Raw genomic sequence first — 25,902 nt, 5'->3', positions numbered from 1 at the left:
TACTTATTCTTTGAAAGAGTAAGAATGATTAGTGTAACTAATAATCAGTGGAGATTACCCCACTGATTAAAGTTTCACCTTATTTCAAAAATGAAAGTTTACGAATAATAGGGAGGCGACTTAACTCTTCTTTTCGAATGAGTTTGAAAGTGAAGAGAAGTACGATATAAACAATTGTTGTTAAAGTGATTTCCCATAATGTTTGTATGCCAAGGGAATGAGAGAAAATAATATATTTATGAAGATAAAAACCGAAGGCGCCTGCGATACCGATGGCAAGTCCGCCGAAAATATAGTCTTTTGCGTAAATGGTAAATGTAATCTTTTTCAAAACAGTAGCGTAGTGAAGAAATGTTACTGTTACAATATTTGCAGCGATAGCAAGCGCAACCCCCATCATTTGAAATTCTGGCCTTGATGCTAGTACAAAAATAACGATTAATTTCACGATGGCACCAATAAATGTATTCATCATTGCAGCTCTTGCTAAGTTTAAAGCTTGCAAAACAGAGGTAAGTGGACTTTGGAAATAATGAAATAAAAAGCAAGGCGCAAGAAGTTGAATGAATGCTGTTGCGCTGTCTGATCCATACATAAGAGTTAAAACAGGAGAAGCGAATACGTATAATATAACGACAGACCATCCGCCGGTAATTAATGAAATTCGAAGTGCTTGTTGTAAACGGTGCTCTACTAATTTATGTTGTCTTTTTGCCATTGCCTCACTAATAGAAGGAACGAGCGCTGTAGAGAGAGCGTATGTAATAAAGGCGGGTAGTGATAGGAGTGGGAATGCATAACCGTTTAATATACCGTATTGCTGGGTTGCAACAGAAGCAGCGACACCAGCGATTGCTAAACTTTGCATAACGACAATAGGTTCAAAAAAATATGAAACGGAACCGATTAAACGACTTCCTGTAGTTGGAAGGGCAATATCCATCAGAGAATAAAATGTCCCTTTGCTTTCTTTTACAGTAGTGAAAAATTCAGAACGTATTGATAAATGTTTTTCTCGCTGAAATAACGTGAGTAAAAATAATAACGATGCAACTTCACCGAGAACAGCTGATAACATAGCGCCGGCTGCAGCGTATTCTATGCCGTAAGGTAAAAATAATTGGATGCATATAGCGATAATGGTAATGCGGACGACTTGTTCTAGAACTTGCGCATAAGCGCTAGGTTTCATGTTTTGTTTCCCTTGAAAGTAACCACGCAAAACAGAAGAAACAGCAATAACGGGAACAACGGGCAAAATGGCCATTAATGGATAGTACGTTCTTTCGTCGGTTAATAATGTTTTTGCTAAAATAGGTGTGAGGAACATAATTCCGATTGTTAAAATGATACTAATAACGGATGTAACAGCTAGTGATACGGTTAATATTTTTTTAACTCTTTGTTTATCGTTCACAGCTTCCGCTTCTGCTACAAATTTTGCGATGGCGACAGGAAGACCAATTTGTGTCAATGTAATTGCTAAAATGAATGTAGGAACGGCCATCATATAAAGACCAACGCCTTCTTCTCCTAAAATACGTGCCATTACTATGCGGTTGATAAAGCCGAGTATTTTTGTAATAAAGCCGGCTATCATTAAAATAAATGCGCCTTTTAAAAAGCTTTGTCTCGTCATGTTCTTCTCCTACCTTCTCAAAATCAATGGAATGATTTACAATAATTTATATGCACGTACGAGACAAGAATGACAAGCATTTAAGAGAGTGAAGTATGATAGTGCTCTTGAAAGTAGTTATTGCTGTCCATTAGAGCGGGATTAAAGCGACTTTTTCGTGCTGAAATAAGAAGGAGATGTTATAGATGTTAGATAGAGAGGCTTTGGTAGAATCATACCGCGGACAGTTACAAGTCGTTTTAGAAAGTAAAGTAGAAGAGTTTCAAATGTTCGGTTACGACCGAGTGACAGATGATGATATTTGGAAGTTTCTTAAAGTGAAAAAGTGGAAGAAGATAGACAGCGATGTTAGATTGTATGAATTAGTTAATGACGTATTAACAGTAACAGCTAATGAATATATGACATATTTAACTGTTGAAGCTTACCAAGCGCCACTTTGGTCATTTGATGAGTACGAAAATAAATAACCGACTGCAATTGGTTTGTTCTTCCTTTTGCAGTATAATGATATGTATTGATAAAGAGGAAATAATTATGTCTAAGATTATATATAAAGGAGGTAGTGAAGAGGAAAATAAATGATGGAAGTGTAGGTAGTGTAAAAGCTTACCTATACAGCTAGTGATGAACTAGCAAAAATTATAGAAAGGAAGTCTACTAACTAGGCGTATGCACACGTATAGCAGTGAATCGTAAGAGATTTATTGAAAGTGTTAGTAGCAGAAAGAGGGTACATATGGCAAAGCGTGGTACGAGAATTGCTGCCTTTTTCATCATCGTCTTATTAATCGGTGGAGTAATTGGTTCGGCAGGAAAAGACATAGCAAAAGGAATTAGTCTAGGACTAGACCTTCGCGGTGGTTTTGAAATTCTGTATGAAGTAAAACCAGCCAAAAAAGGTGATAAAATCGATCGAGACGTACTTGTAAGTACAGTAGGTGCTCTTGAAAATCGTGTCAATGTTCTCGGTGTAAGTGAGCCGAACATTCAAATCGAAGGGCAAGATCGAATTCGTGTACAGCTTGCTGGTGTACAAGATCAGCAAAAAGCGCGTGAAATGTTATCGACACAAGCGAAATTAACATTCCGTGATGTAGATGACAATCTCCTTATGGATGGAGCGGATTTAAAAGGCGGCGGAGCGAAGCAAACATTTGATGAGCAAGGCCGTGCAAGCGTAGGTCTTACACTAAAAAGCGCTGAAAAATTCCGTGAAGTAACTGAAAAAATTTCAAAAATGCCACCACCAACGAACTTAATGGTAATTTGGCTTGACTTTGAAGAAGGAAAAGATTCGTATAAAGCAGAATCTGCAAAACCGAATCCGAAGTTCTTATCAGCAGCAACAGTAAACCAAGTATTTAACCAAGCTGAAGTATCTATCGTAGGTGGAAACTTCACAGTTGAAAGTGCGAAACAACTTTCATCTTTATTAAATGCAGGTGCACTTCCTGTTGATTTAAAAGAAATGTATTCAACATCTGTTGGAGCGAAATTTGGTCAACAAGCGTTAGAGCAAACGATTTTCGCTAGTGCGATTGGTATCGCTCTTATTTTCTTATTTATGCTTGTATTCTACCGTTTACCAGGACTTGTAGCGGTTATTATGTTAGGTTTATACATTTTCGTTACATTACTTGTCTTTAACTGGATGCATGCAGTTCTTACGTTGCCAGGTATTGCAGCGTTAGTGCTCGGAGTAGGTATCGCAGTTGATGCGAATATTATTACGTACGAGAGACTGAAAGAAGAGCTGAAAATTGGTAAGTCCATGATGTCGGCATTCCGCGCTGGTAACCATCGTTCATTAGCAACAATTTTAGATGCAAACGTTACAACACTTGCAGCAGCTGGTGTGTTATTCGTGTATGGTAATAGCTCTGTAAAAGGATTCGCAACAAGTTTAATCGTAAGTATTTTAGTTGGTTTTATTACGAACGTATTCGGTACTCGTTTCTTATTAGGTTTACTTGTAAAGAGCCGTTACTTTGATAAAAAACCAGGATATTTTGGTGTGAAACAAAAGGATATTATTCCATTAACAAAAGGTGTAGTACATCCACCGACAAGATTTGATCGTATTAACTTCGTAAATATCGGTCATAAATTCCTTATTTTCTCGATTGTAGTTGTAATTGCAGGAGCAATTATTTTACCAATTTTCAAATTGAATCTTGGTATTGACTTTGCGAGTGGTACACGTATCGACTTGCAATCAAAACAAGCCGTTACTGTGTCTGATGTTCATAAAGATTTTAAAGAATTGAACATTGATGTGAAGGAAGAAAATATTGTACCGACTGGAGATGACAATAAAGGTTTCGCAGTTCGTACATTAGGTGTTTTATCAAAAGATGAAATTGCGAAAACAAAAACATTCTTCCACGATAAATATGGTACAGATCCAAACGTAAGTACAGTTTCACCGACAATCGGTAAAGAAATTGCACGAAATGCATTTATCGCTGTACTGATTGCTTCTGCGGTTATCATTTTATACGTAAGTATTCGTTTCCGATTTACGTATGCGTTATCTGCAGTACTTGCATTATTACATGACGCATTCGTTATGATTGTTATGTTTAGTATTTTCCAACTAGAGGTAGACTTGACGTTTATCGCTGCAGTATTAACAATCATCGGTTATTCTATTAATGACTCGATTGTTACATTTGATAGAAACCGTGAATTATACAAACAGAAAAAACGAGTGCGCGATATAAAAGACCTAGAAGAAATTGTAAATGCAAGTATTCGCCAAACGCTTGGTCGTTCGATTAACACCGTATTAACAGTGTTATTCCCAGTAATTGCACTGCTTATCTTCGGTAGTGAGTCACTACGTAACTTCTCGTTTGCGTTACTTGTTGGATTAATTGTAGGTACGTACTCTTCTGTTTTCGTTGCCTCTCAAATTTGGTTAATGCTTGAAAACCGTCGTTTGAAAAAGGGAAGAAACAAGAAGAAGGTTGAGAAAGTAGAATCTGAACCGCAAGTATAGAAAAGATGATGTCTCTTTATGAGGCATCTCTTTTTTCGTTTGTGGATACAATAAGATAGCAACTTTTTTACAGAAAGAAGATGGAAGAAAGTGGTGGTGTTATCACTGTATTTGTTAAAATAAAAAGATAGGTTAAGAAAAGAAGGGATTTTAATTATGGAAAAAGATGAACGTTTTAAACAGGCCGAGTTTGGTGCTATTGTCGGGATCGTTGGTAATATTATATTAGCGATTGTAAAGGCGGTAATTGGTTATATTGGGAACAGTAAAGCACTGTTAGCGGATGCTGTGCATTCTGCATCAGATGTAATTGGTTCGCTAGCTGTACTTTTTGGATTGCGAGCGGCAAAGCAGCCACCTGATGAAGATCATCCGTATGGTCATGGTAAAGCGGAATCGATTTCAGCGATTATTGTTGCGGTATTATTATTTATTGTGGGACTCGAGATAGCGATTTCGTCTATAAAAGCTTTTTCGCAAGAACTAGAACCGCCAAAAGGAATTACGATTTTTGCTGTTGTTCTTTCAATCGTCGTGAAAGAAGGAATGTTTCAATATAAATTCCGATTAGGGAAAAGAGTAAACAGTGATGCAATTATTGCAAATGCATATGAGCACCGTTCGGATGTATTTTCTTCAATTGCAGCTTTAATCGGTATTTGTGCAGCTATAATCGGTGGTAAGCTTGGTATAGACTGGCTTGTATATGCCGATCCGATTGCGGGATTAGTTGTTTCACTTCTTGTTGTAAAAATGGCATGGAGCATTGGAGCGGAAGCAATTCATGCAACGCTTGACCATGTTCTTCATGAGGAGGATGTTATTCCGCTTAGGGAAGCAGTTCTTCAAGTAGATGGTGTGAAAAAAATTGGTTCTTTATATGCACGGGAGCATGGTCATTATGTTATTGTCGATATTAAAGTGTCTGTAGACCCATACATTACCGTAGAAGAAGGACACCGTATTGGAAAACATGTGAAAGAAATACTTATGAAACAAGATAATGTACAAAATGTATTCGTACATATAAATCCGTATTCTCCAAATTAAACATCATTAACATTTTAGTATATAGATATTGCATCGTAGTTTGCATTATATTGTCACCCCTTAATCTGTCTTGTATAATGAACAGGTTAAGGGGTGATTTCGTGTTACAACCGAAGACGCGTTGGAAAGAAAAAGAATATAATGACGAGCGAGTGAGTGAATTAGCAAGTAAATTACAGTTATCGCCACTTGTCGTTTCATTATTCCTCGGTAGAGGACTAGATACAGAAGATAAGATTTTAGATTTTTTAAATACAGAAAATCAAGAATTTCATGATCCATTTTTATTAGAAGGAATGGATAGAACGGTAGAACGTGTAAATAAGGCGATTCAAAATGGAGAGCAAATATTAATATTTGGTGATTACGATGCGGACGGAGTAAGTAGTACGACGGTTTTATATCTTGCTCTTCAAGAATTAGGTGCAGAAGTAGAATTTTACATTCCAAATCGTTTTACAGAAGGGTATGGACCGAACGAAGAAGCGTTTCGTTGGGCGCATAGCGCAGGGTTCTCACTGATTATTACGGTCGACACGGGCATCGCAGCAGTACATGAAGCGAATGTAGCGAAGGAGCTTGGAATAGATCTAATTATTACAGATCACCATGAGCCACCGCCAGAATTGCCAGAAGCACTTGCGATTATACATCCGAAATTAGAAGGTGGCGTATATCCGTTTCACTATTTAGCTGGTGTAGGTGTTGCGTTTAAAGTTGCGCATGCATTATTAGGCCGTGTACCAGAACATTTATTAGAGATTGCAGTAATCGGTACAGTAGCCGATTTAGTATCACTTCATGGTGAAAATAGGTTGCTAGTGAAACGTGGTTTAAAACATATGCGTATGACGAGAAATATTGGTTTGAAGGCATTGTTTAAAGTTGCTAACGTTTCGCAAAGTGAAATTACAGAAGAGAGTATTGGCTTCTCAATTGCACCGCGTATTAATGCGGTCGGGCGTTTAGAAGATGCAGCGCCGGCTGTACACCTTTTATTATCAGATGATCCAGAGGAAGCGAAGGAGCTAGCTGAAGAAATTGATGAGCTGAACAAACTGCGAAAAGATATTGTAAAGCAAATTACAGAAGAGGCTATCGCTGAAGTTGAAAATAACTTCCCGCCAGAAGAAAACAAAGTATTAGTACTTGCAAAAGAAGGCTGGAACCCAGGGGTAATTGGAATTGTTGCTTCTAAATTAGTTGAACGTTTTTATCGTCCGACGATTGTATTAAGCATTGATCCTATAAAAGAAACAGCAAAAGGCTCAGCACGTAGTATTGCAGGATTTGATTTGTTTGCAAATTTATCAGATTGTAGAGAGTTATTACCACACTTCGGAGGGCATCCGATGGCAGCGGGAATGACGCTACATATGAATGATGTAGATGAATTACGTCGCCGCTTAAATGAACAAGCAGATGCAATTTTAACAGAAGAAGATTTTATTCCAATTACAGCAGTTGATGTTTTTTGTAAAGTAGAGGATGTAACGCTAGCGGCAATTGAAGATATGCAAAAACTAGCTCCATTTGGTGTTGGAAATCCGAAACCACGTATTGCAGTAAAAGATGCAGAGTTAGAAAGCATTCGCGCAATCGGATCAGATGGCTCTCATTTAAAAATGGCTCTTCGTGATGGACAAGCAACACTGGATACAATTGGATTTGGTTTTGGTGCATATGCGAAAGAAATCTCTCCAGTTGCAAAAGTATCTGTAATAGGAGAAGCGTCCATTAATGAATGGAATAATTTTAAGAAGCCACAACTAATGGTACAAGATATTGCTGTAGAGGCGTGGCAATTATTTGATTGGCGTAGTATGCGTAATGCAGAAGCAAATTTAGCAGAACTTCCGAAAGAAAAAATAACAATGGTGTATTTTTCTGAAGAGGTATTGAATAAATTTTCTTTAGAGAGCTATAAAGAAAAGCTCATGCATGCTTCAGAAGTAACGCATTTAGATGATCAATATATCGTGTTACTTGATTTACCAAAAGGAACAGATGAATTACGTGAGCTATTTAAGGTAGGATTCCCAGCGCGAATTTATACGCTATTTTATCAAGAGAATAACCATTTATTTAGTACAGTTCCGACGAGAGAACACTTTAAATGGTACTATTCTTTCTTAAGCCAAAAAACACCATTTTCTTTAAGACAATATGGAGAACAACTATGTCGTCATAAAGGTTGGTCAAAAGATACAGTAAATTTCATGACACAGGTGTTTTTTGAGTTAGAATTTGTTACAATAAAAGATGGCGTCATTTTTATGGCAGACAAAAAACAAAAGCGTGATTTAATTGAATCGAACACATATCGTGAGAAAATGAACCACTTACAATTAGAAAAAGAATTGGTTTATAGCACATATCAGCAACTATATACATGGTTTGAAACGATTCGTAATCATAAAGAAGTAGAACAGTTAGGGTAAAGGATTTGTATTTACAAACCTTTTAGATCTGAGGAGGATTCAGAAATATGGATTTCAAGCAACATATCGCAATTGTACCGGATTATCCGAAAGAAGGTATTGTGTTTAAAGACATTACACCTTTAATGAATGACGGTAAAGCATACAAAGCAGCAACAGATGCAATCGTTGAGTACGCAAAAGAAAGAGATATCGATGTTGTAGTAGGACCAGAAGCTCGTGGTTTCATTATCGGTTGCCCAGTTTCTTATGCGTTAGAAGTAGGATTTGCACCAGTTCGTAAATTAGGAAAATTACCACGTGAAGTAATTACAGTTGACTACGGTAAAGAATATGGTAAAGATGTTTTAACAATCCATAAAGATGCAATTAAGCCAGGTCAACGCGTATTAATTACAGATGATCTATTAGCTACAGGTGGAACAATCGAAGCGACAATTAAGTTAGTTGAAGAACTTGGCGGAGTTGTAGCAGGGATTGCATTCTTAGTAGAACTTACTTACTTAGATGGTCGTAAAATGTTAGATGGTTACGATGTATTAGTATTAGAAAAATACTAATCACTATATAGGTAAAACTACGGTGATAAAAAGTACCCGTGAATCTCTTGGAGAGGAGCGGGTACTTTTGTATAATTGAACAAAAAATCATGGTGAAATGTCAGTAAAATCTTTTCCTTTTCACAATTCACAATCATTGGGTTATAATGATAGAATATAATTTATTCTATTAAATAAAGATAAAGTCAATTTTCAATAAAAGGTGATTCGATGGCAAATGAGCAGGTACTAACAGCTGAACAGGTACTCGAGAAAGCAAGTCAATATTTAGCGGATGAAGATATTGAGCTAGTGGCACGTGCCTATGAATATGCACGTGATGCGCATAGCGAACAATATAGAAAATCGGGTGAACCGTATATTATTCATCCGATTCAAGTTGCAGGTATTTTAGTTGATTTACACATGGATCCAGCTACGGTATCAGCAGGTTTCTTACATGATGTAGTGGAAGATACAGAGATTACGTTAGAAGATATTGAACGGGAATTTAACAAAGAAATTGCTATGCTTGTTGATGGTGTTACAAAGCTTGGGAAGATTAAATATAAATCTCACGAACAACAACAAGCAGAAAACCATCGCAAAATGTTTATTGCAATGGCTCAAGATATTCGAGTTATTTTAATTAAACTAGCTGATCGTCTTCATAACATGCGTACATTGAAACATTTGCCTCAAGAGAAGCAGCGTCGCATAGCGAATGAAACGTTAGAAATCTTTGCACCTTTAGCACATAGACTCGGAATTAGTACTATTAAGTGGGAGCTAGAGGATACGTCACTTCGCTATTTAAATCCACAACAATATTATCGTATTGTAAATTTAATGAAGCGTAAACGTGCAGAACGTGAAGAATATTTAGAGGAAGTAATGACTGGTATTCGTGAGAAATTAGACGAAGTTGCGATACAACCTGAGATTTCTGGAAGACCGAAACATATTTACAGTATTTATCGTAAAATGGCACTGCAAAATAAGCAGTTCAATGAAATTTACGATTTATTAGCTGTACGTGTCGTTGTAAATAGTATTAAAGATTGTTATGCGGTGCTTGGAATTATTCATACGTGCTGGAAGCCGATGCCAGGTCGTTTTAAAGATTATATTGCAATGCCAAAAGCAAATCTATATCAATCTCTTCATACGACTGTAATTGGACCGAAAGGTGATCCACTTGAAGTGCAAATTCGAACGAAAGAAATGCACGAAATTGCAGAATTCGGGATCGCGGCACACTGGGCGTACAAAGAAGGAAAAACAGCAGAAACAACAGGTACATTAGAGAAGAAACTCACATGGTTCCGTCAAATATTAGAATGGCAAAATGAAGCTTCTAATGCAGAAGAATTTATGGAGTCATTAAAAATTGATTTATTCTCTGACATGGTGTTCGTCTTTACACCGAAAGGCGATGTAATGGAATTACCACTTGGATCGGTTCCGATTGATTTCGCGTATCGTGTCCATTCGGAAATTGGGAATAAAACAATTGGTGCAAAAGTAAACGGGAAAATGGTGACGCTGGATTATAAATTAAAAACAGGCGACATCATTGAAATTTTAACGTCGAAACATTCATATGGCCCAAGTCAAGATTGGGTAAAACTTGCTCAAACATCTCATGCGAAAAATAAAATTCGTCAATTCTTTAAGAAACAACGTAGAGACGAAAATATTGAAAAAGGCCGTGAACTTGTTGAAAAGGAAGTACGTGGTCTAGAGTATGAGATGAAAGAAGTATTAGCGCCTGATAACTTAAAACGCGTCGCTGAAAAATTTAACTTTGCAAATGAAGAAGATATGTTTGCAGCAGTTGGATATAGTGGAATTACAGCTTCGCAAATTGTTACGCGACTAACGGACAAGTTCCGCAAACAACGCGAAGAAGAAGAAATTGTTGAAGTTAAAGAAGTTCGTAAACCGATGAAAATTCGAAAATGGGATTCTGGTGTAAAGGTAAGCGGTGCTGATAATTTATTAATCCGTTTATCGAAATGCTGTAACCCAGTTCCAGGTGATGATATCGTTGGGTATATTACGAAAGGTCGAGGTGTATCGATTCACCGCCGTGATTGTGTAAACGTTCATACAGAAGAAGCTGTAGAACGATTATTAGAAGTAGAGTGGGAAGGTAGCCCTGAAAAAGAAATTGAGTATAACGTTGATATTGAAATTTCAGGTTACGATCGCCGTGGTTTATTAAATGAAGTACTGCAAGCTGTTACAGAGACGAAAACGTACATTTCAGCTGTTTCTGGTAGAAGTGACCGTAATAAGATGGCAACAATTAATATGTCAATCTCGATTCGTAACTTACAACACTTGAAAAAAGTAGTAGAACGCATTAAACGCGTTCCAGAAATTTATGCAGTACGACGCATGATGCATTAATAGGGAGTGTAGAAAGATGAGAGTTGTTTTACAACGATCAAAGAAAGCGTCTGTCACAGTAGACGGTGAGATCGTAGGACAAATTCCGTTCGGTTTAACATTACTAGTTGGCATTACGCATGAAGATACAGAAAAAGATGCAACTTACATTGCAGAAAAAATTGCGAACTTACGTATTTTTGAAGATGAGAGCGGAAAGATGAATCATTCTGTACTTGATGTAGAAGGACAAGTTCTATCTATTTCGCAATTCACATTATACGGAGATTGCCGCAAGGGAAGACGTCCAAACTTTATGGATGCTGCGAAACCTGACTATGCAGAGCGTTTATACGATTTCTTTAATGAAGAAGTTCGTAAACAAGGATTACATGTGGAAACAGGAAAGTTCGGAGCAATGATGGATGTTTCTTTGATCAATGATGGTCCGGTGACCTTAATTGTAGAAAGTAAATAGTGTTGATAAAAAAGAGAGGGTTATATAATCCTCTCTTTTTTATACATTGTTGTATGTTTTGTTCATTTATCATAGGATTAATTTAAAGGGGAATAAAAGGAAAAGAAGGTGTAGTATGCTTCAAGAATTTAATATAGCTTTACGTTTTATGCTAGAGTTATGTATTCTTGGGATTGTTGGATACTGGGGGGTTCGAGTAGGAACAACAATGGCTATAAAAATTACACTTGCTATTATAATTCCAATTGTTTTTGCTGTCATTTGGGGGCTATTTGGAGCTCCACATGCAGAATGGGAAGTACAAGGTATATTACATGTATTACTAGAAATTATCGTATTTGGAGTAGGTATTGTAGCATTATATCATTTGAAGCATCATATGCTAGCAAGTGGACTGGCTATTGTTATTGTTGTAAATCGAATACTAATGTTTATTTGGAATCAATAGCAGTTTCGGTTATGTATAACTCTCTCATCAATATGGAACAATAAAAAGTAAAACATCCATATTGAATGTGAGGGATATACGTATGCGTATGAATGAAAAAGGGCATTCTGTTACAAATGGTGCAAATCAGCTATTTAACGTGAATTTTCATGATTTTATTTCAAAAGAGCAAAACAATACTTCAATGGAGCTTGCTTCCGAGTTTGGGATTTCTCTTCAAGATGTAAAGCGTTTAAAGAAGCAGATTGAACGCTCTTAGAGCACTTGACAATCCTACTGAACAAACGTATAGTAATTTTATATTTACATATGAATATAACCGTTGATAGAGAAGAGTAAATGAGACACACATGGAAAGAGAAGAAATGTCTTAGGCTGAAAACATTTCTACATGATGACTGATTGAATGACACTCTAGAGGTTTCAACTTGAACGGCATATACGCTTAGTAGGGATGAACGCACATTTAAGCGTTATTAAAAAAGTGGAAGCATACGTGCTTCAATTAGGGTGGCACCACGGGTATAATACTCTCGTCCCTACTGTTCAAACAGTAGAGGCGGGAGTTTTTTTATTTTTATTAAGATTAAAACAATTTGAGGAGGAACTGAATATGTCTATTCAAATCCCACGGGGAACGCAAGATATTCTTCCAGGCACTGTTGAGTTATGGCAGTATATCGAAGGGCAAGCACGCGAAATTTGCCGTCGTTACAATTATAAAGAAATTCGTACACCGATTTTTGAACACACTGAGTTATTTTTACGTGGTGTTGGTGATACGACAGATATCGTACAAAAAGAAATGTACTCATTCCAAGATCGTGGAGAGCGCAGCTTAACATTACGTCCAGAAGGCACTGCACCTGTTGTACGTTCTTACGTTGAAAATAAAATGTTCGGTGACGCAACACAACCAACGAAATTATATTATATCGGTCAAATGTTCCGTTATGAAAGACCACAAGCGGGTCGCTATCGTCAATTCGTACAATTCGGTATCGAAGCAATCGGCAGTAATGACCCTGCAATTGATGCAGAAGTAATTGCACTTGCTGTTGAATTTTACCGCGGCATGGGCTTAAAAAATATTAAAGTTGTATTAAACAGTTTAGGTGACACAGCAAGCCGTCAAGCACACCGTGATGCATTAATCGCACACTTTGAGCCACGTATCGGTGAGTTCTGTTCTGACTGTCAATCTCGTTTAGAAAAGAACCCTCTTCGTATTTTAGATTGTAAGAAGGACCGTAACCATGAATTAATGGGAACAGCACCATCTATTACAGAATACTTAAACGAAGATTCAGCAGTATACTACGACAAAGTTCAAGAACTATTAACGATGATGGATGTTCCATTTGAAAAAGATCCGAACTTAGTACGTGGTTTAGACTACTACCAACACACTGTATTTGAAATTATGAGTGAGGCAGAAGGTTTCGGTGCTATCACTACATTAAGTGGTGGTGGACGTTACAACGGACTTGTACAAGAAATCGGTGGACCAGAAATGCCAGGTATCGGTTTTGCGATGAGTATTGAACGTTTAATTATGGCGCTAAAAGCTGAAAATATTGAATTACCAATTGAACATAGCATTGATTGTTACGTTGTAGCGCTTGGTGAAAAAGCAAAAGATCATGCTGCAAAAGTTGCGTTTGATCTTCGAAAAGCTGGATTATCAGTTGAGAAAGATTATTTAGACCGCAAAATGAAAGCACAATTTAAATCAGCAGATCGTCTAAAAGCGAAATTTGTAGCTGTATTAGGGGAAGATGAGCTAGATAAAGGCATCATTAACTTAAAAGATATGGCAACGGGCGAACAAGAAGAAGTAGCATTAGATGTATTTGCTTCATACGTAGCAGAGAAATTAATATAGGGGGAACTTACAGTGGCTGAAAGAACACATTCATGTGGAAAAGTAACAGTAGAAGCAGTTGGACAGACGGTTCAATTAAAAGGTTGGGTACAAAAACGCCGTGACTTAGGTGGATTAATCTTTATCGATTTACGTGACCGTACAGGTATCGTACAAGTTGTATTTAACCCAGAAACATCAAAAGAAGCGTTAGAAGTAGCAGAAACAATTCGTAGCGAATACGTATTACACGTAGAAGGTACAGTTGTTGAACGTGGTGAAGGCGCAATTAATGACAATATGGCGACTGGTCGTATTGAAGTACAAGCAATAAAAGTAAATGTACTAAATGCAGCGAAAACAACGCCAATTATCATTGCTGATGATACAGATGCATCAGAAGATGTGCGTTTAAAATATCGTTATTTAGACTTACGTCGTCCCGTAATGTTCAACACATTCAAAATGCGTCACGACGTAACAAAAACAATTCGTAACTTCCTAGATACAGAAGAGTTCTTAGAAGTAGAAACACCAATTTTAACGAAAAGCACGCCAGAAGGAGCTCGTGACTATTTAGTACCAAGTCGTGTACATGATGGTGAATTCTATGCATTACCACAGTCACCACAGTTATTTAAACAGCTTCTTATGGTCGGCGGATTTGAGCGCTACTATCAAGTAGCACGTTGTTTCCGTGACGAAGATTTACGTGCGGATCGTCAACCGGAATTCACGCAAATCGATATCGAAGCTTCATTCTTAACACAAGATGAAATTTTAGATATGATGGAGCGTATGATGACGAAAGTTATGAAGGATGCAAAGGGTGTAGAAGTTAGTGCACCATTCCCTCGTATGAAATATGCTGATGCAATGGCTCGCTACGGTTCTGATAAGCCAGATACACGCTTTGAAATGGAACTAACAGACTTATCTGAGTTTGCAGCAGGTTGTGGCTTTAAAGTGTTTACAAGTGCTGTAGAAAGCGGCGGACAAGTAAAAGCAATTAATGCAAAAGGCGCTGCGAGCAAATACTCTCGTAAAGACATCGATGCATTAACTGAATTCGTGAAAGTATACGGTGCGAAAGGTTTAGCTTGGCTTAAAGTGGAAGAAGACGGCCTAAAAGGACCGATTGCGAAATTCTTCAGTGAAGAAGATGCAAATGTGTTAATGAGCACATTAGAAGCTACTGCTGGCGACTTATTACTATTCGTAGCAGATAAGAAGAGCGTTGTTGCAGATAGCTTAGGCGCACTTCGTTTACGTCTAGGTAAAGAGCTTGAGCTAATTGACGAAAGTAAATTTAACTTCCTATGGGTAACGGATTGGCCACTTCTTGAGTACGATGAAGATGCAGATCGTTACTTCGCAGCTCACCACCCATTCACAATGCCATTCCGTGAAGACGTTGAGTTACTAGAAACAGCACCAGAAAAAGCACGTGCACAAGCATATGACCTTGTATTAAACGGTTATGAGCTTGGTGGTGGATCACTTCGTATTTACGAGCGTGACGTACAAGAAAAAATGTTCAAAGCACTTGGATTCTCACAAGAAGAAGCGCAAGAGCAATTCGGATTCTTATTAGAAGCATTCGAATACGGTACACCACCACACGGCGGAATCGCATTAGGTTTAGATCGTCTTGTTATGTTACTTGCAGGCCGTACGAACCTTCGTGATACAATTGCATTTCCGAAAACAGCAAGCGCAAGCTGCTTATTAACAGAAGCTCCAAGCCCAGTTGCAGAAGCGCAGCTTGAAGAGTTAAACTTAAAATTAAGCTTAAAAGAAGAGAAGTAAGAATAGGGTCTAGATGGTTATACTAATACCATCTAGACTTTTTTTGGAAGGAAGTTAAAAAAGTCCGGTTCAGATAACTGTCGCATCTCATCGTTACGTATGCCAGTCCGGTGCTCGAGTAGTATTTCTACACTGCGCTCCTCCTGGCTTCAGCGCCTGAATCTGTTCGGTTCTCTGAATCAAACGTGTATTTAGGAAGAAAGAAAATTCTGGTCTATGTTTTCATTCTCGAAATATGTATTTTTAGGAATTCTATAACTTTTTCTATACAAATAGTCGGAAAAACGCTAGAATACATGGTAGACCATTTTTGTAATAGGAGTGTAGAGCTGAATGTTACATCAATTTTCACGTAATGAATTAGCCTTCGGTAAAGAAGGACTTGAAATATTAAAAAATAGTACAGTCGGTATTTTAGGAATTGGCGGCGTAGGTTCTTTTGCAGCTGAAGCGTTAGCACGTTCTGGCGTAGGGCGTCTCGTATTAGTTGATAAAGACGTTGTAGATATTACAAACGTAAACCGTCAAATTCACGCTTTAGTATCTACTGTAGGGCGTTCAAAAGTAGAATTAATGAAAGAGCGTATCGCAGACATTAACCCAGAGTGTGAAGTAATTGGACTAGAAATGTTTTATACAGATGAAACATATGAAGAGTTCTTTAAGCACGGTTTAGACTTCGTAGTGGATGCATCTGATACGATTACGTTCAAAATTCATTTAATTAAACAATGTTTACGTCGTAAAATTAAAATTATCTCAAGTATGGGTGCTGCAAATAAAATGGACCCAACTCGTTTCCGTATTGCAGACATCTCGAAAACACATACAGATCCAATTGCGAAAGTCATTCGTACGAAGCTTCGTAAAGAGGGTATTAAAAAAGGTGTAAAAGTTGTCTTCTCTGACGAAAACCCAATCGTAATTCGTGAAGAAGTACGTAAAGAAATCGTACCAGACGAAAATGCAAAAATTCGTAAAGCGAAATTACCGCCTTCATCAAATGCATTCGTACCATCAGTGGCAGGCCTAATTATGGCAAGTCACGTTGTACGTGAACGTATTAAAAACGTAGAAGTGAAGCGTGTAGGGCAAGAATAAAGTGAAAGCATATATCCATTTCGGATATATGCTTTTTTATATGTATTAAAGAAATATGGATATTTGCATCACTACTAGTTCAAATGTAAGTAAGGTTAGTAAGTAATAATCATATTTATCTGATTTATAGGCGGACGTCTTGTGTAGACTTTTAATGGTGAAAAGAGCTAAAGTCAGGATGAGAAGGCCGAGAGTTATTTTGAAGATTATGAATGAAATAGCAACCATCTCCCTTTAAAGATATATGTTTACAATAACATTTTAGTAAAAATTATCTAATAAACATTAGGAGTTTCCTTGTATGACAGGGAGGAGTGATATTGTCAATCTTTGTCGAATTGTTGATATATTGCAAGTTGTGATAGATATATTTGAAAAATCGTTAATATAATTTCATTTACCGACACGCACATATATATGTGCGCTTCACCAAAAACAAACAGGGATGTCACTCAGTTAAAAAAGTGACATCCCTGTTTTTAATTCTCTGCAGAATAAATAATATCTAAATTCCCGTTTTGATCGGTTTTGAAAATCGGGGCAATTTGCTCTTCTTGTTCTTCGACTGAAACAAGTTTTCGAGCACGATCCATAATTCGAACAAGCATCGCGTAATCTTCTTCGATTGCTTGTTGTTTTTTTGTGAGTACCGCTAATTTCGTTTCAAGTTCATGATTCGTTTTTTGCAGAGAAGTGAGCTGAGCTTGTAATACATCATTTTCAGTTTGCAACTTTGCGAGTGAAGGGTTATTATGCTCCAAGTTTTGCAAAAATGAGATGACATTTTGCATCGTAAGTTCTTGTTTACTTGGCGTAATATCTTCAGAAAACTCAGCATCGATTACGAGTTGTTTCGTTTTCGTGAACTGATTTTTTTCTATTTTAGCTTCAGAGCGCTTTAATTCTTTACGTTGTTTCTTCGCAAGCTGCACAGCATCTTCGTAATTCGGTCTTACTTCAGCATTCCATCTAAAGCCGCAAGCTGCTGAAGTCCGGTTCAACGTATCGCCGACTTCATCAAATGCTTTTATTTGTGTACTTCCACTGCGAATATGTCGTAAAACAGTTTCTGCTAAAAGGAGATCATCTTCTTTTGTCCATGCATCTTGACGTGTTTTCATAAGCGAAGCCTCCATAATGGTGACGTTTTCGTTTATGTTACCCTTTATTTTTCGTTTTATTCGAAGTTTGTAATCTTTCATAAACAGTAGAAAGTGCTTGCTCAAATTTCCCTGTCGTTTTCGGTTTATAATATTGCTTGCTTTTTATTTTATCAGGTAAGTATTGTTGCCTTACCCAGCCGTTTGGATGGTCGTGTGGATATAAATATCCAATGCCTCTTCCAAGTGATTCTGCGCCTTTGTAATGACTATCTTTTAAATGGCTTGGAATGTCACCTGTTTGACCGTTGCGTAAATCGTGTAATGCAGCATCCAGTGCTTTATAAGCTGAATTTGATTTTGGTGATAAGCATAGCTCGATAACGGCATTTGCAAGTGGGATGCGTGCTTCTGGGAATCCAACTCGTTCAGCTGATTCAATTGCAGCTAGTGTACGTGGTCCAGCTTGTGGGCTAGCAAGTCCAATATCTTCATAAGCCATAATAAGAAGGCGTCTGCCAATACTTTGTAAATCACCTGCTTCAATAAGGCGTGCTAAATAATGGAGCGCTGCATTTACATCACTTCCGCGCACTGATTTTTGAAATGCTGATAATACGTCATAATGAGCATCGCCGCCTTTGTCGTGAACGAAGCTCTTCTTTTGTAAGCATTCTTCCGCAATCTCGAGTGTGATTTCAGCCGCTTGATCGTCTGTAGTAAAGCTAGATAATACAGCAAGCTCAAGTGCGTTATAAGCGGAACGCATATCACCACCAGAGGCGTTTGCAAAGTGATGTAGTGCTTCATCTGTTACCGTTACAGCATATTCTCCAAGGCCTTTTTCTTTATCTTCTAAAGCTCTTTTTAACCCAATTAAAATATCATCTTCTGTTAGTGCGTGTAATTCGAAAATTTGACACCTGCTTCGAATAGCGGAGTTTATTGCATGGAATGGATTACTTGTCGTTGCACCAATTAAAGTAAGAAGTCCGCTTTCTAAGTGAGGTAATAGAAAGTCTTGCTTTGCTTTATCTAGACGGTGAACTTCATCTAAAATTAAAACGAGGTGTCGATGCATCTTCGCTTCTTGCACGACAACTTCCATATCTTTTTTATTGTGAGTAACAGCGTTCAATAGACGAAACGGGGTACCGGTACTTCCAGCAATTGCACTGGCAATGGATGTTTTTCCTGTACCTGGAGGACCGTATAAAATCATAGATTGAAAATGATTGGCTTGGACCATTCGCCATAAAATCTTTCCTTCACCAACTAAATGTTGTTGCCCAATAATTTCTTGAATATTTGTAGGGCGCATTCGATGTGCGAGTGGTTGTTTCATTTGGACCGTCTCCCTTAATATATAATCTCGTTCTATCGTATCATTTTTTTCTACGAAATTTGAAATAGGATGCTGTTTTATGGGAAAAATGAAGGATAATATTTTCATTTTTCTTTCAATTGTAATAATTTCCGAGTTTTTCAATGTGATTTTATGTTATCATTTTGATACACAAGTTGAAATTTCTTATAATACTATATTATGCTATAATTTCATAGGATTTTAAATTGTGTTCTTTTTATAAATAAGATATAACCAATAGAAGTGAAAATTTGAAACGAGGTGCAAAATAGATGAAGATTTCAACAAAAGGCCGCTATGGCTTAACAATTATGATTGATCTTGCAAAAAAGTTTGGTGAAGGTCCGATTTCATTAAAATCAATTGCGCAGGCGCATGACTTATCCGAGCATTACTTAGAGCAATTAATTTCACCGCTTCGTAACGCTCGTCTTGTAAAGAGTACGCGCGGGGCATATGGCGGATATGTATTATCTGATCAACCGGCTAACATTACAGCTGGTGATGTAATACGTGTATTAGAGGGACCGATTAGTGTTGTAGAAATGATAGAAGAAGAAGAGCCAGCACAGCGCCAGTTATGGATGCGTGTTCGTGATGCGGTGCAAGAAGTGTTAGATAGTACAACGTTAGAAGATTTAGTACGTTATGAGGAAGAAAATCACGGGGGCTATATGTTTTACATTTAATTCCTTGTGAAACGATTTGGAAAGAAGGAGATTTAATGGAACGCATTTACTTAGATCATGCTGCGACATCTCCGACTCACCCAGAAGTGGTCGAAAAGATGATTCCATATATGACAGAAATATTCGGGAACCCGTCTAGTATTCACTTTTATGGACGTCAAACTCGTCACACAGTAGATGAGGCGAGACGAGTGTGTGCACGCAGCATTCATGCGAATCCGAATGAAATTATATTTACGAGCGGTGGTACAGAAGCTGATAATTTAGCGCTTATAGGTGTAGCACGTGCGAATCGTCATAAAGGTAACCACATAATAACGACGCAAATTGAACATCATGCGATTTTGCATACGTGCGAATTGTTAGAGCGTGAAGGGTTTGAAGTGACATATTTACCTGTCGATGAAACAGGGCGCATTCAAGTTTCTGACATACAAAAGGCATTAACAGAAAAGACGATTCTTGTATCTGTTATGTTTGGGAATAATGAAGTAGGGACGATGCAACCGATTGTGGAAATAGGAAAGCTGTTAAAAGAGCATCAAGCGTATTTCCATACAGATGCGGTACAAGCTTACGGTTTAGTAGAAATTAATGTGAAAGAGTTTGGTATTGATTTATTATCAATTTCAGCTCATAAAATTAATGGGCCAAAAGGTATAGGTTTCTTATACGCTGGTGCAAATGTGAAATTTGAACCGTTATTAATAGGCGGAGAGCAAGAAAGAAAACGCCGTGCTGGTACGGAAAATGTTCCTAGTATTGCTGGGCTTCAGCATGCAATTCTTATAGCTGAAAAAACTCGTGAGCAAAAAAATGCCCAATATGAAGAGTTTAAAGATATAATGGTATCTGTCTTCAAAAATGAAGGCATTACTTTCGAGGTAAACGGAAACTTAGAACATCGCTTACCGCATGTACTTAATATAAGTTTTACAGGAATGAACATTGAACCGTTTCTTGTGAACTTAGACCTAGCTGGCATTTCAGTATCAAGTGGTTCTGCTTGTACAGCTGGTTCGATTGATCCATCACATGTATTAGTAGCGATGTTTGGGAAAGACTCCGATCAAATACGTTCATCCGTACGCTTTAGTTTTGGACTTGGAAATACGAAAGAGCAAATTGAAAAAGCGGCGTACGAAACAGTGAAAATCGTGAAGCGATTAACACAAAATTAGCATGGGAGGTGACATGATGAACAAACTACCTCACGAAACACGCGTTGTCATCGGAATGTCCGGTGGCGTCGATTCATCTGTAGCAGCACTTTTATTAAAAGAGCAAGGTTATGATGTAATCGGAATTTTTATGAAAAACTGGGATGATACAGATGAGAATGGTGTCTGCACAGCAACAGAAGATTACAATGATGTAATTGAAGTGTGTAACCAAATTGGTATTCCGTATTATGCAGTAAACTTTGAAAAACAATACTGGGATAAAGTATTTACGTACTTCTTAGATGAGTACCGAGCTGGTCGTACACCAAACCCAGATGTAATGTGTAATAAAGAAATTAAATTTAAAGCATTTTTAGAGCATGCAATTGCGCTTGGTGCGGATTATGTGGCAACAGGCCATTATGCACGCGTTGCTTATATGGACGGCGAATATAAAATGCTTCGCGGTGTTGATGATAATAAAGATCAAACATATTTCTTAAATCAATTAAGCCAAGAGCAATTATCAAAAACAATGTTCCCGTTAGGTGAATTAAAGAAACCGCAAATTCGTGAAATGGCGAAAGAAGCTGGTTTAGCGACAGCGGCGAAAAAAGATAGTACAGGTATTTGCTTCATTGGTGAGCGTAACTTTAAAGATTTCTTAAGTAACTACTTACCGGCACAACCAGGTGTAATGCAAACATTATCTGGTGAAGTGAAAGGGAAGCATGACGGTTTAATGTATTATACAATTGGACAACGTCATGGCCTTGGAATTGGTGGTAATGGTGATCCATGGTTTGCTGTTGGGAAAAACCTAAAAGAAAACATTTTATATGTTGATCAAGGATTCCATAACGAACTTCTATATGGTGATGAAGTTATTGCCACCAATGTAGGATGGGTAAGTAACAAAGAAAAAGAAACAGAATTTAAGTGCACGGCGAAATTCCGTTATCGTCAAGAAGACAATAAAGTAACGGTTCAAATCGTTGATGAAAATACAGTTCGTATTCTTTGTGATGAGCCAATTCGTGCAATTACACCAGGACAAGCAGTCGTTTTCTATGATGGAGATGAGTGCTTAGGCGGTGCTACAATTGATGAAGTATACCGTAGTGGTAAGAAATTGGATTATTTAGGATAAACGAGAAGCCTCTGCCGATTAGCGGTTAGAGGTTTCTTTTACATAAAGCGAATTTTCGTTCGCTTGGAAAATACATTCTTTGTTATAATTTGTTGTAGAGGTGAAGGACATGTCAAACAAACTTGAAACAGGTATTCAATATATGCAAGAAGGAAATTGGGAAGAAGCAGCTAAAAATTTTACAGAAGCAATCGAAGAAAATCCGAAAGATGCGCTGGGATACATTAATTTTGCAAATTTATTAGACGTATTAGGTGATAGTGAGCGAGCGATTTTATTTTATAAACGTGCACTAGAGTTAGATGATAAATCTGCAGCTGCCTATTATGGTTTAGGAAACGTATATTACGGCCAAGAGCAATTTAATGAGGCGAAAGCTGTATTTGAACAAGCAATGCAAGCTGGGTTACAATCAGCTGATGTAACATTTATGGTAGGTATCACACATGTGCAGCTTGGAAATGATCGTCTTGCACTACCATTCTTACAAAGAGCAACAGAATTAGATGAAAACGATGTAGAAGCTGTATTCCAGTGTGGACTTTGCTTCGCGCGACTAGAACACATTCAAGAGGCGAAACCTTATTTTGAAAAGGTATTAGAAATGGATGAAGAGCATGCAGATGCGTATTACAATTTAGGTGTTGCGTACGTATTTGAGGAAGATAATGAGAAGGCTCTCGCTTTATTTAAGAAAGCAACTGAAATTCAGCCAGATCACTTTTTAGCGGGGAATGGCATTCGTTTATTAGAGCAAGAAGCTGAATAAGATAAAAATATAGTTTAATGGGTAGTTATCCCTCATCTAAAAAGGTGGGGGATGTACTGCTCATTAAAGTGAAAATATCGGAAAGGAGAGGAAAGATGGGAAATCAACATGCAATGGATTTGTTTGAGGAAGAGAAAAAGTTTATAAAAGCGCAAGTTCTTCATACCATTTTCCACAACGAAGAAAACCTCTATTCCGTTGTCAGTATGAAAGTCATTGAAACGAATGAAACATATGACGAAAAGAAAGTAATGATAAACGGTCATTTTCCCCGCATGCATGAAGATGAAGTGTTTACATTGACAGGTCACTTTAAGGACCATCCAAAGTATGGAAAACAATATATGGTTGAAACATTTAAAAAAGAATTGCCGCAAACAAAAGCAGGTATGGTGCAATATTTAGCGAGTGATTTATTTAAAGGGATAGGAAAGCGTACAGCTGAAAAAATTGTGGACCATCTCGGAGAACATGCTATTTCGAAAATTATGGATGACCCTGAGGCATTAAATGGTGTTGTTAATAAACAAAAGGCTCAGGAAATATATGAGACAATTGTTGAACATCAAGGGCTAGAGAAAGTAATGAGCTTTTTAAATGGCTACGGTTTTGGAACGAAACTTTCTATTAAGATTTACCAGCAATATAAAGAGATGACATTAGAAGTGATTCGTAATAATCCGTATCAACTTATCGAAGAAGTGGATGGGATTGGTTTTGGAAGAGCAGATGATATAGGGCGTGCGTTAGGGATATCGGGTAATCATGACGACCGTGTACGCGCAGGATGTTTTTACACATTAGAGAATGTCTCATTACAACTTGGTCACGTTTATATGAGGAAAGATCAACTTGTAAGAGAAACGATGTCACTTTTAAACAATCAAGAAGGAAGAGTGACTGAGGAAGATATTATAGGTTGTATTGAAACGATGCAAAGCGAAGGGAAAGTCATCATAGAAGAAGAACGAGTGTATTTAGCAACGTTATTCTACTCTGAGAAAGGTGTTGTAAAGTCTATTCGCAGGCTTATGAATCAAGAAGAAACACCTTCATTTCCAGAAGCAGAAGTGTTAAAAACGTTAGGTGAAATTGAAGAACAACTGAACGTACAATATGCACCGTTTCAGCAAGAAGCAATTCAAACGGCACTTCATAAACCGATGATGTTATTGACAGGTGGACCAGGAACAGGGAAAACAACAGTTATTAAAGGGATTGTTGAAATGTATGCATCACTACACGGGTTATCGTTAAATCCGAATGAATACAGTGATGATAATCCATTTCCAATACTATTAACAGCTCCAACAGGAAGAGCAGCGAAGCGAATGAGTGAATCAACAGGACTTCCAGCTTGCACAATTCACCGTTTACTTGGTTGGACGCCAGAAGGATCGTTCCAGCGTAATGAAACGGATCCTGTCCAAGGTAAGCTCCTTATTATCGATGAATTTTCAATGGTTGATATTTGGCTTGCAAATCAGCTATTTAAGTCGTTGCCGACGAACATTCAAGTTATCGTTGTAGGTGATGAAGATCAGTTGCCATCTGTAGGACCTGGACAAGTATTAAAAGATTTATTAAATGCAGGCGCAGTTCCGACAGTGAAGCTTACTGAAATTTATCGTCAAGCGGAAGGCTCATCAGTGATTCAACTTGCCCATGCGATAAAAAATGGAACTCTACCACCAGATTTAGCACAAAATCAAAAAGATCGTTCATTTATCGGCTGTACAGGAGCTCAAATTGTTGAGGTTGTGAAAAAAGTTTGTGAAAATGCTAAAACAAAAGGCTTTAGCGCAAGAGATGTACAAGTATTAGCACCGATGTACCGCGGGCCTGCTGGTATTAATGTATTAAACGAAGCGCTGCAACAAGTATTTAATCCGAAGAGGGAAAAGAGTAAAGAAATTGCTTACGGTGATGTTGTGTACCGAAGAGGCGATAAAGTACTGCAACTCGTGAATCAGCCGGAGAGCCAAGTGTTTAATGGTGATATTGGGGAAATTGTTTCGGTGTTTTATGCGAAAGAAAACGTTGAGCAACAAGATATGATTATCGTTTCGTTTGATGGAATTGAGGTAACGTATACGAAGCCCGATTTAAATCAAATTACGCATGCATATTGTTGTTCCATTCATAAATCACAAGGTAGTGAATTTCCGATTGTTATTATGCCAATCGTGAGGAGTTACAACCGTATGTTACGTCGTAATTTAATTTACACGGGCATTACAAGAAGTAAGAAGTTCCTTATTATTTGCGGAGAGGAAGCAGCTTTCCAATCTGGTGTAAATCGCCTTGATGATGCAATGCGTCAAACAACCTTAGCTAGTCGCTTGCAAGAATCACAAGGAGAAGTACAGATGGTCACAGTTAATGGCGAGGAAATGGACGTGGAAAACATTTCACCGTATGATTTCATGTAACAAGGTGAAATTATATAGTGAAACTTTCAAACGCATAGCGTTGAAAGGCTCCAGCAATGTATAAATGAATGCAGTTTGGACATAATGGCGAATAGAATCTGGGAGACTGTAAGGAGATGAAAGCCATATGTTCATTTGTCCAAATTGCAAAGGGAAAGACATTGGAAAAATAGGTGTCAACCAATTTTATTGCTGGAATTGTTATATCGAATTATCGGTTTCAAAGGGGAAAATCCATACACATCAAGTTGAGGAAGACGGTTCATTAAGCTCTCTTGATGATTTATTTGATGAGAATGAAAGAACGATCGGATAACGAAAAGGGGGATTTACTTTGAATCTACGCAATTCATTAATCGCATTAGGTGTTGGAGCTGCAGCATATCAATATGCTCGTAAACAAGATGTATTTTCAAAACGCAATATGAAAAAAGCACGTAAGATGATTAAGTCTTACTTATAATCA

At 37.6% G+C, this 25,902-nt stretch carries 22 protein-coding genes and 1 other annotated feature; of the genes, 19 read left to right on the top strand and 3 right to left on the bottom strand.

Going from position 1 to position 25,902, the window contains the following annotated elements:
• Nucleotides 1–79 precede the first annotated feature (79 nt).
• A complete protein-coding gene (gene spoVB / locus MR143_RS04835; RefSeq protein ID WP_000198295.1) occupies nt 80–1,639 on the bottom strand; it encodes a stage V sporulation protein B in 1,560 nt (519 codons plus the stop codon).
• Between the two features lie 185 nt (nt 1,640–1,824).
• On the opposite strand from spoVB, the gene MR143_RS04830 reads away from it, so the two are divergent.
• The 12 genes from MR143_RS04830 to MR143_RS04775 all read left to right on the top strand — a co-directional run bounded on the left by MR143_RS04830 (nt 1,825) and on the right by MR143_RS04775 (nt 16,767).
• On the top strand, nt 1,825–2,109 hold the full coding sequence (locus tag MR143_RS04830; RefSeq protein WP_000886980.1) for a post-transcriptional regulator: 285 nt from the start codon (nt 1,825–1,827) through the stop codon (nt 2,107–2,109).
• A 269-nt stretch (nt 2,110–2,378) separates the two neighbouring features.
• A complete protein-coding gene (secDF, locus tag MR143_RS04825; protein WP_001119051.1) occupies nt 2,379–4,643 on the top strand; it encodes a protein translocase subunit SecDF in 2,265 nt (754 codons plus the stop codon).
• Nucleotides 4,644–4,799: 156 nt separating this feature from the next.
• A complete protein-coding gene (locus MR143_RS04820) occupies nt 4,800–5,693 on the top strand; it encodes a cation diffusion facilitator family transporter (RefSeq protein ID WP_000409743.1) in 894 nt (297 codons plus the stop codon).
• A gap of 101 nt (nt 5,694–5,794) precedes the next feature.
• Entirely contained in the window at nt 5,795–8,134 is a 2,340-nt protein-coding gene (gene recJ, locus MR143_RS04815; RefSeq protein WP_000941239.1) for a single-stranded-DNA-specific exonuclease RecJ, read from the top strand.
• Nucleotides 8,135–8,181: 47 nt separating this feature from the next.
• Complete coding sequence (locus MR143_RS04810; protein WP_000346215.1) at nt 8,182–8,694, top strand: adenine phosphoribosyltransferase; 513 nt, start codon at nt 8,182–8,184, stop codon at nt 8,692–8,694.
• Nucleotides 8,695–8,904: 210 nt separating this feature from the next.
• A complete protein-coding gene (relA, locus tag MR143_RS04805) occupies nt 8,905–11,088 on the top strand; it encodes a GTP diphosphokinase (protein ID WP_001262803.1) in 2,184 nt (727 codons plus the stop codon).
• A 16-nt stretch (nt 11,089–11,104) separates the two neighbouring features.
• Nucleotides 11,105–11,545 (top strand): D-tyrosyl-tRNA(Tyr) deacylase, encoded by a 441-nt coding sequence (locus MR143_RS04800; protein WP_001266965.1) that lies wholly within the window; start codon nt 11,105–11,107, stop codon nt 11,543–11,545.
• Between the two features lie 115 nt (nt 11,546–11,660).
• Nucleotides 11,661–11,993, top strand: coding sequence for a YrdB family protein (locus MR143_RS04795; protein ID WP_000938752.1), 333 nt, complete (start codon nt 11,661–11,663; stop codon nt 11,991–11,993).
• An 82-nt stretch (nt 11,994–12,075) separates the two neighbouring features.
• On the top strand, nt 12,076–12,252 hold the full coding sequence (locus MR143_RS04790) for a hypothetical protein (protein ID WP_001242605.1): 177 nt from the start codon (nt 12,076–12,078) through the stop codon (nt 12,250–12,252).
• Between the two features lie 54 nt (nt 12,253–12,306).
• Nucleotides 12,307–12,537, top strand: a binding site (T-box leader).
• A gap of 69 nt (nt 12,538–12,606) precedes the next feature.
• Nucleotides 12,607–13,878, top strand: coding sequence for a histidine--tRNA ligase (gene hisS, locus MR143_RS04785; RefSeq protein WP_033673109.1), 1,272 nt, complete (start codon nt 12,607–12,609; stop codon nt 13,876–13,878).
• Between the two features lie 12 nt (nt 13,879–13,890).
• Entirely contained in the window at nt 13,891–15,666 is a 1,776-nt protein-coding gene (aspS, locus tag MR143_RS04780; protein ID WP_000840926.1) for an aspartate--tRNA ligase, read from the top strand.
• A 333-nt stretch (nt 15,667–15,999) separates the two neighbouring features.
• Nucleotides 16,000–16,767 carry a tRNA threonylcarbamoyladenosine dehydratase gene (locus tag MR143_RS04775; protein WP_000903177.1) on the top strand — a complete coding sequence of 256 codons (768 nt, stop codon included), beginning with the start codon at nt 16,000–16,002 and terminating at the stop codon, nt 16,765–16,767.
• Between the two features lie 479 nt (nt 16,768–17,246).
• Here MR143_RS04775 and MR143_RS04770 read toward each other — a convergent pair whose 3' ends face one another.
• Both MR143_RS04770 and MR143_RS04765 read right to left on the bottom strand, forming a co-directional pair.
• Nucleotides 17,247–17,888: an RsfA family transcriptional regulator gene (locus MR143_RS04770; protein ID WP_000857722.1), complete on the bottom strand. Its 642-nt coding sequence runs from the start codon at nt 17,886–17,888 to the stop codon at nt 17,247–17,249.
• A 37-nt stretch (nt 17,889–17,925) separates the two neighbouring features.
• Nucleotides 17,926–19,212, bottom strand: coding sequence for a replication-associated recombination protein A (locus MR143_RS04765; protein ID WP_000812921.1), 1,287 nt, complete (start codon nt 19,210–19,212; stop codon nt 17,926–17,928).
• 293 nt (nt 19,213–19,505) lie between these two features.
• Here MR143_RS04765 and cymR point away from each other — a divergent pair, with 293 nt between their 5' ends.
• From cymR to MR143_RS04730, 7 genes are all read left to right on the top strand, one after another.
• Nucleotides 19,506–19,922, top strand: coding sequence for a cysteine metabolism transcriptional regulator CymR (gene cymR, locus MR143_RS04760; protein ID WP_000704116.1), 417 nt, complete (start codon nt 19,506–19,508; stop codon nt 19,920–19,922).
• Between the two features lie 35 nt (nt 19,923–19,957).
• A complete protein-coding gene (locus MR143_RS04755) occupies nt 19,958–21,103 on the top strand; it encodes a cysteine desulfurase family protein (RefSeq protein WP_000439895.1) in 1,146 nt (381 codons plus the stop codon).
• Nucleotides 21,104–21,119: 16 nt separating this feature from the next.
• Complete coding sequence (gene mnmA / locus MR143_RS04750) at nt 21,120–22,235, top strand: tRNA 2-thiouridine(34) synthase MnmA (RefSeq protein WP_001038010.1); 1,116 nt, start codon at nt 21,120–21,122, stop codon at nt 22,233–22,235.
• 109 nt (nt 22,236–22,344) lie between these two features.
• Nucleotides 22,345–23,004 carry a tetratricopeptide repeat protein gene (locus MR143_RS04745; RefSeq protein ID WP_000066404.1) on the top strand — a complete coding sequence of 220 codons (660 nt, stop codon included), beginning with the start codon at nt 22,345–22,347 and terminating at the stop codon, nt 23,002–23,004.
• Between the two features lie 95 nt (nt 23,005–23,099).
• Nucleotides 23,100–25,436 (top strand): SF1B family DNA helicase RecD2, encoded by a 2,337-nt coding sequence (gene recD2, locus MR143_RS04740; RefSeq protein ID WP_000528087.1) that lies wholly within the window; start codon nt 23,100–23,102, stop codon nt 25,434–25,436.
• A 127-nt stretch (nt 25,437–25,563) separates the two neighbouring features.
• On the top strand, nt 25,564–25,752 hold the full coding sequence (locus tag MR143_RS04735) for a hypothetical protein (protein ID WP_000469281.1): 189 nt from the start codon (nt 25,564–25,566) through the stop codon (nt 25,750–25,752).
• An 18-nt stretch (nt 25,753–25,770) separates the two neighbouring features.
• Nucleotides 25,771–25,899, top strand: a complete 129-nt coding sequence (locus MR143_RS04730; RefSeq protein WP_001053553.1) for a YrzQ family protein — start codon at nt 25,771–25,773, stop codon at nt 25,897–25,899.
• The last annotated feature ends 3 nt before the right edge of the window (nt 25,900–25,902 follow it).

It is taken from the genome of Bacillus cereus group sp. BfR-BA-01347 (genome assembly GCF_022663835.1).
GTDB classification, from domain to species: Bacteria; Bacillota; Bacilli; order Bacillales; family Bacillaceae_G; genus Bacillus_A; species Bacillus_A thuringiensis_K.
The sequence above is the reverse complement of the archived record's forward strand: the minus strand, read 5'-3'. Positions and strand labels throughout refer to the sequence as shown.